General features: G+C 66.8%; 10 protein-coding genes. 4 read left to right on the top strand and 6 right to left on the bottom strand.

All coding sequences use genetic code 11. The features are described from left to right. Positions 1 to 33 precede the first annotated feature (33 nt). Together BT264_RS19080 and BT264_RS19075 are read left to right on the top strand one after the other, a co-directional pair. Positions 34 to 1,011, top strand: a complete 978-nt coding sequence (locus BT264_RS19080; RefSeq protein ID WP_072439615.1) for a type II secretion system F family protein — start codon at positions 34 to 36, stop codon at positions 1,009 to 1,011. 36 nt (positions 1,012 to 1,047) lie between these two features. Continuing rightward, positions 1,048 to 2,016, top strand: a complete 969-nt coding sequence (locus BT264_RS19075) for a type II secretion system F family protein (RefSeq protein WP_072439617.1) — start codon at positions 1,048 to 1,050, stop codon at positions 2,014 to 2,016. 334 nt (positions 2,017 to 2,350) lie between these two features. Here the strand turns inward: BT264_RS19075 and BT264_RS19070 are convergent, their stop codons facing one another. The 5 genes from BT264_RS19070 to BT264_RS19050 all read right to left on the bottom strand — a co-directional run bounded on the left by BT264_RS19070 (position 2,351) and on the right by BT264_RS19050 (position 7,253). Then, on the bottom strand, positions 2,351 to 3,307 hold the full coding sequence (locus BT264_RS19070) for a SphA family protein (protein ID WP_072439841.1): 957 nt from the start codon (positions 3,305 to 3,307) through the stop codon (positions 2,351 to 2,353). A 36-nt stretch (positions 3,308 to 3,343) separates the two neighbouring features. Beyond that, positions 3,344 to 3,871 (bottom strand): flavin reductase family protein, encoded by a 528-nt coding sequence (locus tag BT264_RS19065; RefSeq protein WP_072439619.1) that lies wholly within the window; start codon positions 3,869 to 3,871, stop codon positions 3,344 to 3,346. Positions 3,872 to 3,876: 5 nt separating this feature from the next. Further along, the gene (locus BT264_RS19060) at positions 3,877 to 5,115 is read right to left on the bottom strand and encodes a styrene monooxygenase/indole monooxygenase family protein (RefSeq protein WP_072439621.1); all 1,239 of its coding nucleotides are present in this window, start codon (positions 5,113 to 5,115) and stop codon (positions 3,877 to 3,879) included. A 61-nt stretch (positions 5,116 to 5,176) separates the two neighbouring features. Then, complete coding sequence (locus BT264_RS19055; protein ID WP_072439623.1) at positions 5,177 to 5,965, bottom strand: SDR family oxidoreductase; 789 nt, start codon at positions 5,963 to 5,965, stop codon at positions 5,177 to 5,179. 40 nt (positions 5,966 to 6,005) lie between these two features. Beyond that, positions 6,006 to 7,253: a dienelactone hydrolase family protein gene (locus tag BT264_RS19050; RefSeq protein WP_072439625.1), complete on the bottom strand. Its 1,248-nt coding sequence runs from the start codon at positions 7,251 to 7,253 to the stop codon at positions 6,006 to 6,008. Between the two features lie 353 nt (positions 7,254 to 7,606). Here BT264_RS19050 and BT264_RS19045 point away from each other — a divergent pair, with 353 nt between their 5' ends. Both BT264_RS19045 and BT264_RS19040 read left to right on the top strand, forming a co-directional pair. Then, complete coding sequence (locus BT264_RS19045; RefSeq protein WP_072439627.1) at positions 7,607 to 8,632, top strand: AraC family transcriptional regulator; 1,026 nt, start codon at positions 7,607 to 7,609, stop codon at positions 8,630 to 8,632. A 502-nt stretch (positions 8,633 to 9,134) separates the two neighbouring features. Then, the gene (locus BT264_RS19040) at positions 9,135 to 11,342 is read left to right on the top strand and encodes a TonB-dependent siderophore receptor (RefSeq protein WP_072439630.1); all 2,208 of its coding nucleotides are present in this window, start codon (positions 9,135 to 9,137) and stop codon (positions 11,340 to 11,342) included. Between the two features lie 21 nt (positions 11,343 to 11,363). Here BT264_RS19040 and BT264_RS19035 read toward each other — a convergent pair whose 3' ends face one another. Beyond that, positions 11,364 to 12,170, bottom strand: a complete 807-nt coding sequence (locus BT264_RS19035; protein ID WP_072439632.1) for a response regulator transcription factor — start codon at positions 12,168 to 12,170, stop codon at positions 11,364 to 11,366. Positions 12,171 to 12,933: the final 763 nt, after the last annotated feature.

The following is a 12,933-nucleotide window of genomic DNA, read 5'->3' as shown; positions in this document are numbered from 1 at the left end:
CGACATGGCGCCGTTTGCTGCCGGGGAGGCTTCATGAACACGATCTTTTACGGTTTTGTGATTCTCACCTTCGTCGCGGTCGTGCTCGCGATCGAAGGTGCCTATCAATGGTGGAACGCGCGGCACGGTGCCGCCGCGCGCCGGATCGAATCGCGCATTCGCGCGATGTCGGCCGGCGGCAACGTGCAGCAGGAGCGGCTGTCGATCCTGAAGAAGCGGATGCTCGACGATTCGAAGCCGTTCGACCGGCTGCTGTTGAGCTTGCCGCGCGTGCACTCGCTCGATCTCCTGATCCAGCAATCGGGCCTCGACTGGACGCTGCCGAAGCTGATCGTGCTCAGCGTGGTGTTCGCGGCGTTCACGTGGCTCGCGCTGAGCCTCGCCACGTTGCCGCAACTGGCCGCGCTGCCGGGCGCGCTGTTTGCCGCGTGCTTGCCGACGATGTACGTGATGCGCCGCCGTGCGCGCCGGATGCTCAAGCTCGAGCGGCAGCTGCCGGACATCTGCGACATGATCGCGCGCGCGCTGCGCTCCGGTCATTCGTTCACGGGCACGCTCGGGATGGTCGGCGAAGAGTTTCCCGATCCGATGGGCGGCGAGTTCCGGATCACGTTCGACGAAGTCAACTACGGCGTGTCGCTGCACGACGCGCTGATGAACCTCGCGACGCGCGTGCCGGTGCAGGACCTGCGCTACTTCGTGATCGCGGTGCTGATCCAGCGCGAGACGGGCGGCAACCTGGCCGAGCTGCTCGACAGCATCGCCGCGCTGATCCGCGAGCGCTTCAAGCTGTTCGACAAGGTGCGCGTGCTGTCGGCGGAAGGGCGGCTGTCGGCGTGGATTCTCGGGCTGCTGCCGTTCGGTACCGCCGCGGCGATGGCGCTGCTGAACCGCGAGTTCCTGTCGGTGCTCTGGGAGGATCCGGCAGGGATCAAGATGGTCGGCGGGATGCTGGTGTCGATGCTCTTCGGCCTGTTCTGGATCCGTCGCATTGTCCGCATTCGCGTCTGACGCGCGAGTCGAATAACGAACCGTTGCGAGGCTGTCATGCAAAATCTGAACGTGGTCCAGGCCGTGATGCTGGGCGGCTTGTTCGTCTTCGTGGTCGGCGGCGTGCTCGTCGCGATGCTGCTGTTCGCGCCGCGCAGTATCCAGCGCCGGCTCCAGCAGGCCGGTGGCGCCGATGCGGGTGCCGCCGCGGGCCCGGGCGACGACCTGGCGTCGCGCTGGGTCGCGAAGCTGGTCGAGCTGTCCACCCCGATCTCGAAGCTGTCGGTGCCGAAAGAGGGCTGGGAGAATTCGCCGCTGCGCATCCGGCTCATGAATGCCGGATGGCGCAACCAGAGCGCTGCCGCACTCTATTTCACCGCGAAGACGTTGCTCGCGCTCGCGTTGCCGTGCGCGGCGCTGCTGGGGCTGATCACGACCAAGCTCGGCGACGAGCGCGCGCTGTTGTCGGTCATCCTCGTGGCGCTTGCCGGGATCGGCTACTACATTCCGAACGTCGTGCTGTCGAAGCGGATCAAGGTGCGCCAGCAGAAGATCTTCGAGGATTTTCCGGACGCGCTCGACCTGCTGACGGTGTGCGTCGAAGCGGGGCTCGGGCTCGACGCGGGGCTGATGAGGGTGAGCGAGGAGCTGCGGTTCCGCAGCGAGGTGGTCGCGAGCGAACTCGACCTGCTGCTGCTCGAGATGCGCTCCGGCTTCACGAAGGAGACGGCGCTGCGCAATCTCGCGCTGCGCACCGGTGTCGAGGACATCGAATCGTTCTGCGCGATGCTGATCCAGGCCGATCGCTTCGGCACGAGCATCAGCGAATCGCTGCGCGTGCTGTCGGACATGCTGCGCACGCGGCGGCGGATGCGCGCGGAAGAGCGCGCGGCGAAGATCGCGCTGAAGCTGCTGTTCCCGCTGATCTTCTGCATCTTTCCCGCGCTGATGCTGGTGCTGCTCGGGCCGGCGATGATTCACGTCTATCGCGTGCTGCTGCCGACGTTCGTCACCATCGCGCCGTGAGCGCCGTGAGCGCCGTGAGCGGCGGGCACGCGCGGCTTCGAGCGTAGCGCCCCAAAGGTTTTGCGTGCCGGCCCCGACACACGCGCCGGCCGGCACGGCAACAGGCTTCATGGAGGCTCCCTCCCCAGGCGGCGCCGCGAGACAGGTCGACCATAGCGGCGTCAACGCATCCTGGACCCATGGTCGGCCATGGAGCAAGCCGTAGTCCACCGCCTTCGTCGGCTGCCCCCTACTGCTACCCCTGAAGGCCGTTGCCGGCCACCCGGCCGGTGCGCGGGCCGAACGAATCGCGCCGCTCGCGCAAGCCGGTTTGCGTGCCCGCCGCGCCACCGCATCACTGGAAGTGATGCACATAACGCAGCACCATCCGCGTCCCCTGCGGCCGGTTTCGCGCTTGGAACTCGAAGTACGTATTGAACAGCAGGTGATCGTGCGGCGAGAAGCTGACCATGGCGCCCGGGCCGATTGCCAGCACGGCCTCGCGCGTACCGGGCACGTCCTGCCCGTTTTCCTTCATGTCGGTGGTCTGGCGCAGCCAGTAGCCGTTGAGTCCCAGCCGCAGGCCCGGGCGCACTTCATACTCGGTCGCGAAGTTCGCATGGATCGCCTGGCCGGCCCGGGTCGACGTCACGTCGGGGCCGAGCGACGCGGCCGGCTGATGGTTGGTCGCGTTCCACAGATAGTGCAGGCGCCATGACACGGTCCATTTCGGCGTCAGCCACAGCGTCGCCGCCCAGTACGGGTCGAACGACCAGAAATGGCTGCCCGGGTTGATCGCGCGCGACGGATCATACGCGCCGGTCGGCGCGATGAACTGGAATTCCACGCGCTGCGCGAAGCGCGGGCCCTGCGCGCCCATCACCGGGTCGAACTGGATGAACGGGCCGATCAGCAGATCGCCGAACCCGGCCCGCGAATTCAGCGCGACGTTGCCGATGCCGTCGTCGGTACGCGCCGATGCAATCCACGGCAGGATCACGTCGAGGCCCGGATGCATGCCGGCGAACGTCAGCGGCGATTGATAGACGAGCTGGCTCAGGCCCGCGAACAGGTCGATGTCCTGCTTCGGCAGGCCGACCTTGTTGCCGGCATTGTCGTTGATGCGGCCGGCCGTGTAGTACTGCAGGTACTGCGTGCCGTACCAGCCGGAGCCAGCCGGCGGCATCCCGTCGAGAAAACTGGTCATGCCGAGGTTGACCGGCGGCAGGTCGGCCGCGTTGGCCGACGCCTGGCCGGCCAGGCCGGAGATCGCGAGGCCTGCGGCGACGAGCAAGCGAGAGCCGAGTTTCATGTTCATCACCTCCTGGATATTTATTTGTATAACTAATCAAACGGCGTGTGAAAGATCGGGGTGGTCGGCAATCGCACGATACTGGCCGGCATGGAACACGAGCGGTGCCTTGCCGAACGCGTCGAACTGCTCGATCTGGCCGATGAAGAGCAGGTGATCGCCGCCTTCGTAATGGCCGACGTTGCGGCACACGAAGCGCGCGCTCGCACCGTCGAGGCAGGGCACGCCGCCGCTGTCCGAATCCACGTGAAGCACGCCGTCGAACTTGTCGGCACTGGGCGTCGCGAAGCGGCGCGACAGGTCGATCTGGTCGTGCGCGAGGATGTTGATCGCGAAGTGGGTGGCCGCGACGAAATCGGGCCGGCTCGGCGCGACCTTGCGAAGGCTCCACAGCACGAGCGGCGGATCCAGCGACAGCGACGAGAACGAATTGGCGGTGAGGCCCACCTTGCGTCCGTCGGCCGCGCACGTGGTGATCACGGTGACGCCGGTCGGGAACTGCCCGAACGCGGCACGCAATTGCATCGGGTCGACGCTTGGGCTGCAGTTAACGGTCGTTTCCATGTCGGTTACTCCGAACGGGTACTGTGTTCGCGGATCAGCGCCGCGCACGCCGACGGCTCGAACCACCACGGGGAGAACCGGCGCGGATCGTCGAAGCCGTCGACGATCGCCGCGGCGAGCGACGGCAACTGGCCGGCCGCGCCGAGCAGTTCGAGAATGTGCGGCGGCGGCGGCGTGAGCAGCGAGTTGGTCCAGCGCACGACATGCTGCGCGTAGGCCCAGTAGCCTTCGAACGTCTGCTGCATCCAGTCCTCGCCGAACGGCGCGGCATCGCGCGCGACGATCGCGTCGAAATAGGCGTTCGCGCATTTCGCGGCGTTGTTCGATCCTTGGCCTGTGATCGGATCGTTGACCACCACCGCATCGGCCATCCCGAACACCGTGCGGCCCGACGGCAGCCGGAAGAACGGTTTGCGCACCGTCGGCGCAAAGCGCCCGGACAGCGTGCCGTTCGGATCGGTCAGCTCGACGTCGCGGCAGCGCTCGAATTCCCACGGCACATACTGCCGCAGGAACGACAGGCTTCGATCGAGGTGCTGCTCGGGTGTCTTCACGTCGGCCCAGCAGTCGAGCGGGCCGCCCGGAATGCCCTCGAACACCATGATTTCGCACGGGCCCGTCGTGGTCAGCGCGGGGAACACGAAGTACTCGCCGATGCCGGGCAGCAGGTTGAAGCGCACCCGCGAATACGGCTGGCTCGGCGCCATCCCTTTCACGTAGGTGAGGGCGAGCGCGCGTTGCGGGCGGTCGAACGCGCTGCGCGCGTCGTCGCGGCCGAGCAGGTTGACGATTTCGCCCTTGCCGGCGGCGAGCAGCACGAGATCGTGGCTGCGCGCCAGTTCCTCGAGTTCGGGCACGCCGACGTCGCAGATACGCACGTCCGCGCCGCGGCGCCGAACGCCGTCGAGCCAGTCGGCCATCTTCAGGCGCTGGTCGACGGACTGTGCATAGCGGGTCAGCCGCGACGACCACTCGATCGCCTTGCGGCCGTTGCCGTCCGGGTGCGGCACCGCGATGCCGATGCCTTCGACGGACGGGCACGCTTCCTCCCAGGTGTTCAGGCCGAGATCGCGCTCGATCTGCAGCGCGGTATGGAACATGCACTGGCTCGACATGACCTTGCCGGCGCGGATCTGGTCCGCGTCGCGATTGGTCGCGAGCGTGACGTGGTAGCCCTGGTCGAGCAGGGCGAAGGCGAGTTGCAGGCCGGACTGGCCGGCGCCGACGATAGCGATGCGTCTCATGAGAATGTCCTTGGATGGCCGGATGCCGGCCGGAATGGATGCGGGGAGCGGCGGCGGGCGGTCATTCCGCCAGGCGCGGAATGGCCGGCACCGCCTGTTCGGGGCCCATCGCGGAATAACCGCCGTCCACCGCGTAGTCGGCGCCCGTCACGAAGCTCGCCGCATCGCTGCACAGGAACGTCACGACCTGCGCGACCTCCGACGGATCGCCGACCCGGCCGAGCAGGTGAAACGGCGCGGCGACGCGATCGGTCTTCGCACGGTCGCCGCGCGTCATCTCGTCCATCACGCGCGACCATGTCCATCCCGGCGACACCGAGTTGACGCGAATCCGGTCGGGCGCGAGATCCATCGCCATGCTGCGCGTGAGCTGGCGGATCGCCGCCTTGGAGGTCGGATACAGCCAGCGGCCGGTTTGCGCGCACTGGGCCGAGATCGAGCTGAAGTTCACGATCGCGCCGCCGCCGCGCCGGACCATGTGCGGATGAACGGCCTTCGCCAGCATCGCCGCCGACACGACGTTCACGTCCATCGCGGCGAGCCAGTCGTTGCGGGTCGCCTGGATGCCGTTGTCGACATAGCTGCACGCGAGGTTGACGAGCATGTCGATCGCGCCGAACCGTTCGGCGATGGCCGACACCGCGCGCTCGATCGCACGGTCGTCGGTGATGTCGATCGCGACGAACATCGCGCGTTCGCCGAGCGAATCGGCGACGCGCGAGCCGTTCTCGGTATCGAGATCGAGTATCGCGACGCACGCGCCGCCACGGGTCAGGTCCTGCGCGACCGCGGCGCCGATCAGCGTGGCGCCGCCGGTGACGATCGCGACTTTGCCAGCAAGGGTAGTCATGGGGTATCTCCCGGAATCGAAGGGTGACGGAAGGGCCGCGTCAACGCGCGTCCGGCGACGGTTCGCTGTCCTGCCAGCGGCGCATCAGGCCGTTAGACGGCTCGGTTTCGTCGAGCAGCTTGCGCGCCGTTTCGACGCCCGCGACCGGCAGGCCGGCCGGATCGAGCAGGCCGACCTGCACGAGCACGCTCGCCTGATCCCAGTAGATGTGTTCGTGATAGAGCTTGTCGCCGCGAAACTTCACGATCGCGACGAGCGGGATCTCGACGCGTCTGCCGGTCGGCGCGACGCCCGGCAGCATCCAGTCGATCTCGGTGGTGTGCGTGAAGCAGAACAGCAGTTCGTCGACGATCTGGCTCGCGCCGATCGTGCGCGAGATCGGCGTGATCGTGGTGTCGGGCGGATTCACATGCACGAAGTGATGCGTGTAGAAACGCTTGAGCTCGTCGTAGCCGACGCCGCCCGTCAGCGTCGGAATATGGTTGACGTACGGCTCGGCCACCATCGTGGCCATCGTCGCGTCGACGTTGCGCGTGTCGAACTCGTGCAGGAGATGCGCTTCCCACAGCGCGGAGAGGTCGTAGCGCGGCCCGAGCGCGGCGCGGAACGCGGCGATCGAGCGCTGATGCGCCATGATCGCGGCGGCCTTGTCGAAATGGTCGCCGCCGATGCGGGCGAACGCGTGATCGACGCCCGGATAGACATACACCTCGACACCTTCGCGCCCCGACAGAGCTTCGGCGATGCGCTGCTGCGCGTCGGGCGGGCAGAAGCGGTCCTGCGCCGCGATCTGCAGCACGAGCCGCCCGCGCAGGTGCGCGGCCTCGTCCAGCGCGTGCTCGATGCCGACGCCGTAGTAGCTGACCGCGGCGGCCACGCCCGGCAGCCGGCATGCGGCGAGATACGCGAGCTTGCCGCCTAGGCAGTAGCCGAGCACGCCGGCTTCGCCCGTGCATTCCGGCCGTTGCGTGAGCACGCGCAGCGCGGCGCCGACGTCCTCGACGCCCTTGTTCTCGTCGTACTCGCGATAAAGCGCCATCGCGCGCTCGAAATCGGCAGGGGAATCTCCGAGCTCGATCCCCGGCGACTGGCGCCAGAACAGGTCGGGCACGAGCACTGCGTAGCCTTCCTCCGCGTAGTAGTCGGCCGTTTCCCGCATCGTCGCGTTCGCGCCGAAGATCTCGTGACACAGCACGATGCCCGGCCCGCTGCCGCAGGCCGGCGTGCTCAGGTATGCGCGAAACGTCCCGCCTTCCGGCGACGGAATCTCGATGTAACGTCCTTTCATGTGTCCCTCCATGCTGTTCGTTTCAGTGACGGGCCCAGTATTGGCGGACGAAACGCGCGCTTCTATCCGCTTTCTTCGGCCGGTATCCGTGAACTCCGGAAACCTGACGATCCGGCCGCCGCGCCAGGGCGGGCGCGCGGCCGACTGCGGGTATGTGCGGATACGGAAGCCCCGCACAGTTTTCTACGATGCGCGAACGGTCCGATTCTTGCGTCGTTTGCGCGGGAGTTGCGGGTTCGGATGGCCGGACTGTCCGGATACTCCGGGCGCTATCCGGATCGTGCAGCGGGATTCCCCAATACCGGGAACACATGCACGGCGCGAGTGCGATCGAGCATGACGGGAGAACTTCGATGGCGCAAATTTGCGAAACCGGCTGGCTTGCCGACGCCGCCTGTTTCAATCACGACAACCTGCTGCTGCAGTCGGACGATGTCGACGAGGTGCGCGCACGCGTCGCCGATGTGTTCAAGCCGCACCGCCTCACGCCTATCGGCCAGTCGCGCGCGTTGCACAGCTGCATGCACCATGCGCGCTGGGGCAACCTGTCGTTGAACCTGCTCGATTACGGCGGCGGCGTCAGCATCGAGCCGGGGCCGCTCGAACACTTCTTCCTGTTGCAGATCCCGCTGCGCGGCGACGCCGAGATCGAGTGCGGCTCGACGCGCTTCGTGTCGTCGCCGGGCACCGCGTCGCTGATCTCGCCGACGCTGCCGCTCAAGATGCGGTGGGGCGATGCATGCCCGCAAGTCATCCTGCGCATCGAGCGCGAGGTGATGGAGCGCCACGCGCAGCGGCATTTCGGCGACGATCGGCGCGCGCCGGTCGAATTCGAACCTGAATTCAGCCTGTCGTCGCAGCAGGGGACGTGTCTGGCCCAGATGCTGCCGATCCTCGCCGGTGCGATCGCGACTGATACGCATCCGCTGCGTCACCCGCTCGCGTTCGAGCAGCTCGAATCGACGTTGCTCAACCTGCTGCTGCACGGCCACCCGAACAGCGCGCGCAACGGCACGCGGCACGTGCCGATGGCGCTCGCGCCGTTCTACGTGCGGCGCGTCGAGGAATACATCCGTGCGCATCTCGACGAGCCGCTGACGATCGAACGGCTCGCCGAGCTCGCCGGTGTCAGCCCGAGCACGTTGTTCGCCGGTTTCCGCAATCGCCACGGGATCACGCCGATGGGCTTCGTGCGGCAGTTGCGGCTGCAGCATGTGCGCGAGGCGCTGCTGGCCGACGACACGCCGGGGCTCGCGTCGGTCACCGACATCGCGCTGAAATGGGGATTCGCGCACCTCGGGCGCTTCGCGATCGAGTACAAGCGGGCGTTCGGCGAGTCGCCGTCGGCAACGCTCAGGTTGCGGCGCGTGCGGAATTGAACCCGTAGTGAACTGCCGGCGCGCACGCGCCGTGCGGCTCCCCGGACGTTACCGGGTCGCCTGACGACAAGTTGCCCCCGGCACGGTGCGCAGCCGGCCGGCACGACCGCCAGAACGCGATGCAGCGCGGTCGGCCCCCGAACCTTCTCCCTTCACCGCTTTAGCGAAGCCTGCGCGTCCGAGGCCGGTATCCGTTGCGTCGGCCTGCTGCCGAACGGCGGACGATCCGTCACGCGTCGGCGTTTCCTCGCCTGCCCCCCAACGCGTCGAACCCGTGATTCGCCTGGAAGCGCATTTTTTTTTAAAGACCGCGCCACGTTCGACCGGTATGATCGCTGCGCTCGCGAATTGCGCCATCGGCCAGTGCCGGCCAGTGCAGGGCGACTCGCGCGCGACCGACATCACCAGCACGACCATCAAGACAGCGCAGGACGGACGCCGGCGGCGCACCGTGCCTCGATCCGGCCGAACGGGCCAAGACAGCACGACGGAGTATTGAACGATGTTGACGGAGACAGGGGCGGCGCGACGCGCATGGGCGATCGCTGCCGGGGGAGCGTTGTGCGTGGCCGCAGCGGGCGGCGCGCACGCGCAGGCGTCGAACGCAGCGGCGCCGCAGCAGGCCGGCGCAGCGGCGGTGGCCGTGCTACCGCCGATCGACGTGAAAGGAACGGCCGGTGGAACGGCCGGCGGATCGTCCGTCGGGCTCGTCGGGCTGCGCACCACGGCCGGCACGAAGACCGACACGCCGGTGGCCGAGATCCCGCAGACGACCAACATCGTGACCGCGCAGCAGATCGAGATGACCGGCGCGGCCGACCTGAACCAGGCGCTGCGCTACGTGCCGGGTTTCGCGACGTTCGGCGCCGACAGCCGGACCGACTGGTATGCGGCGCTGCGCGGCTTCACGCCGACGCTGTACGTCGACGGCGTGCCGACGCCGAATACGGCCGTGATCGCGAACTGGCGCGTCGACCCGTACACGATCGACTCGATCGCGGTGCTGCGCGGGCCGACGTCGGTGCTGTACGGCGCGGGCGAGCCCGGCGCGATCGTCGACGCGCACACGAAACTCGCCGACGGCGAGCGCGTGCGCGAAGCCGGCGTGCAGATCGGCAACGATGCGCGCAAGCAGTTCATGTTCGACGTCGGCGACCGGCTCGACCCGGACGGCCGGTATGCGTATCGCTTCGTCGGCGTTGCGCGCGACGGCAATGCGGTGACCGGCCCGAACGGCGACCGGCGCGTCGCGCTGGCGCCGTCGTTCCGATGGCGGCCGAACGCCGATACGTCGCTGACGTTTTCCGCGTCGTTCCTGCAGGACGGCGGCGACATCTCGTCGAACTTCCTGCCCGCGTCGGGCACGGTGCTGCCGAACCCGAACGGCCGCCTGTCGCAGGACATCTACATGGGCGACCCTGCGTTCAACGACTACCGGAAGAAGCAATGGTCGCTCGGCTACGCGCTGGAGCATCGCGTGAATGCGATCTGGACGCTGCACCAGGACGTGCGCTGGTCGCACCTGTCGCTCGACGACGCGACTGTGTTCGGCATCGGCCTGGCGCCCCGCAGCACGACCAACATGATGCGTTTCGCGGGGCTGTTCCAGCTCAACTACAGCCGGCTCGATATCGACAACCGCGCGCAGGCGCGCTTCGGCACGGGGCCGTTCGAACACACGCTGCTGTTCGGCCTGCAGTTCGACCGGCAGACGACGACCAACAGCGTGTGGCTCGCGCTGGCGCCGTCGCTGAACCTGTACCACCCCGTCTATCGGCCCGTGACGGCCGCGATCTTCTCCGGCCCGACGTCGCTCGGCCACGTCGACCAGTACACGGCGATGAACGCGGTCGGCGTGTACGCGCAGGACCAGATTCGCTGGCAGCGCTGGACGCTGACGCTCGGCGGCCGCGAGGACCGCGTGAATGCGCGGTTCGACGACCGGACGGCCGGCACGCAGACGCGGCAGGACGTCAGTGCGTTCTCCGGGCGCGTCGGGCTCACCTATCAGGGTGATGCGGGGCTGTCGCCGTATGTGGGTTATTCGACGTCGTTCGATCCGGTCATCGGCGTGCGGATGGCCGGCGGCGGTTTGCCGAAGCCGACGCGCGGCACGCAGACGGAAGCCGGGCTGCGCTGGCAACCGCCCGGCCAGAACCTGATGCTGAACGCGGCCATTTACCAGATCGACCAGACCAACGTCGTGACCCCGGCACCGGTGAATCTCGATCCCACCGGCACGACATCCGTGCAGACCGGCAAGGTGCGCTCGCGCGGCATCGAACTGAGCGCGGTCGGCAAGGTGACACGCGAGCTGTCGGTCGTCGCGTCGTATATGTATCAGGACGTCAAGAACGTGCGGGCGAACGACGCGTCGCTGAACCACTGGCCGGTGTCCGTGCCGCTGCCGCGGCAGATGGCGTCGATGTGGGCCGACTGGACCTGGCATACGGGCGCGCTGTCGGGCCTCGGGATCGGCGCCGGCGTGCGCTACCAGAGCGCGTCGGCCGGTGCACCCGACAACTCGCTGACGGTGCCGAGCACGACGCTGTACGACCTGGCGATGCACTACGAGATGCGCCACTGGCGGTTCGCGCTGAACGTCGCGAACCTGTTCGACCGGCGTTACGTCAGCGGCTGCACGTCGTACACGGTGTGCGTGTTCGGCAACGAGCGGACCGTGCTGGCCAGCGCGAAATACAACTGGTAATCGCGCTCGCGCCGCCCCGGCCTATGCGCCGCGTTGCGGTTCGCGGGTCGCGGCGCGCCGGCCCGCGTGGCGCTGGCGCCGCCATTCGGTCGGTGTGATGCCGAAACGTTCGCGGAAGGCGGTCGCGAAGTTCGCCGGCGTGGCAAAGCCGATTTCCTTCGCGATGCTGGCGATGCTGAGCGACGTCGAATCCAGCAGATTCTGCGCGATCCGCAGCCGCTCGTGCCGCAGATATTCGAACACCGTCTGGCCGAGATTGTCGCGAAACGCGCGTGACAGCCGCTTTTCATGCGTGCCGACCGCGCGCGCCAGTTGCTCGACCGTCGGCGGATCGTTCAATGTACGCGACAGGTGGCGAATGGCCGCGCGCACGATGATGTCGTCGTCCTTGCCGTCCGGTAACGGACTCTCCGTGTCGACAGGCCGCTCACGCCGGGTCCGTGCGAGCTGCACGCGAATTCGCGCGAGCACTTCGGCAGGCTCGAACGGCTTCACCACATAGTCGACGCCGCCAATCTCCAGCCCCTCGAGGCGTTCGTGCAATTCGCCGGCCACGGTCAGGAAGATGACCGGAATCGCGCTCGTCAGCGGATCGGCGGCCAGCAGCCGGCACGCGGTAAAACCGTCCATGCGCGGCATGCGGACATCCATCAGGATCAGGTCGGGTATCAGCGCCTGCGCGCGCTCGCACGCCTGCGCCCCGTCGAATGCGATGCTGATCCGGCAGCCGGTGCTGCGCAGGATGTCGATCAGCAAACGCAGCTGGTCGGGCTGATCGTCGACGATCAGGAGATGGGCGTCGCTCAATGCGGAGATCGATGGGGGCATCGTGCACCTGTTCTGGAAAGGCGGCTGGCTGTGATCCCGCGGGTGGCCTGCCCGGTGCGGGGAATCGTCGGAAGCCGCTCTATGACGACGCGCAAAACGCATCGCACGCTCGCATCGACAATCGGAATGGGCCGGACTGCGCGGCAGGCAACCGCTCGGCGCAATACCCGGCGTTCGTTGTTTTGATCGCTGAGCCGGTAAAGGCGCGGAGGATTGCCGTGGTCGCGTCGTGAATGGTCGCGGCTGCCGGTATCGATGCGAGCGGAATTGTAGGAGCATATTTCGAATCCCGCCAGATGGCTTGTCGATATTCGCGTCATGTCGTTTTACGCATTTTCAGGATGTGATGTGGTTTTTGCCTGCAGTGTCGCCATGTTGATGTTCGTCAAAGCGCGCTGACTCCATGTGTGTCCGGCACGCAATGGTTCGGTCGAGTCGACTCCGTGGTCGCGAGTCGTTCGATTGCATTTAATTCAAATCCGCTTCGGCAAAGTATTTATCTGCTGCAAAAAACATTCCCATTAATCGCAATGGCACGCAATCGTTTGCGAAGCGGAAATATTTTAAGTAACTCATTGAATATATTGGATTTTGCAATCTATAAACAATGTCGCCTTTGATAATCATCGTTCGTGTCTCATAATTCGTCCGAACTTTGGGCGCCGGATGGCACGGAACAACCGAAGGCTCGGCGAACCGCGATGGACGTTGCGCGATTCAAGTCCGAAGCATCGGTCGATGCATGTCCGAGCGAATGTCCGGG

This window comes from Burkholderia sp. NFPP32 (assembly GCF_900119325.1).
Classification (GTDB): domain Bacteria; phylum Pseudomonadota; class Gammaproteobacteria; order Burkholderiales; family Burkholderiaceae; genus Burkholderia; species Burkholderia pyrrocinia_C.
This window is presented reverse-complemented; position numbering and strand designations above follow the sequence as displayed.

Bases quoted from the DNA above. Each gene is read 5' to 3' on its own strand.
- BT264_RS19040 (WP_072439630.1), top strand. From the start codon at position 9,135: ATGTTGACGGAGACAGGGGCGGCGCGACGCGCATGGGCGATCGCTGCC.
- BT264_RS19070 (WP_072439841.1), bottom strand. From the start codon at position 3,307: ATGAAACTCGGCTCTCGCTTGCTCGTCGCCGCAGGCCTCGCGATCTCC.
- BT264_RS19065 (WP_072439619.1), bottom strand. From the start codon at position 3,871: ATGGAAACGACCGTTAACTGCAGCCCAAGCGTCGACCCGATGCAATTG.
- BT264_RS19080 (WP_072439615.1), top strand. From the start codon at position 34: ATGAACACGATCTTTTACGGTTTTGTGATTCTCACCTTCGTCGCGGTC.
- BT264_RS19075 (WP_072439617.1), top strand. From the start codon at position 1,048: ATGCAAAATCTGAACGTGGTCCAGGCCGTGATGCTGGGCGGCTTGTTC.
- BT264_RS19055 (WP_072439623.1), bottom strand. From the start codon at position 5,965: ATGACTACCCTTGCTGGCAAAGTCGCGATCGTCACCGGCGGCGCCACG.
- BT264_RS19035 (WP_072439632.1), bottom strand. From the start codon at position 12,170: ATGCCCCCATCGATCTCCGCATTGAGCGACGCCCATCTCCTGATCGTC.
- BT264_RS19050 (WP_072439625.1), bottom strand. From the start codon at position 7,253: ATGAAAGGACGTTACATCGAGATTCCGTCGCCGGAAGGCGGGACGTTT.
- BT264_RS19045 (WP_072439627.1), top strand. From the start codon at position 7,607: ATGGCGCAAATTTGCGAAACCGGCTGGCTTGCCGACGCCGCCTGTTTC.
- BT264_RS19060 (WP_072439621.1), bottom strand. From the start codon at position 5,115: ATGAGACGCATCGCTATCGTCGGCGCCGGCCAGTCCGGCCTGCAACTC.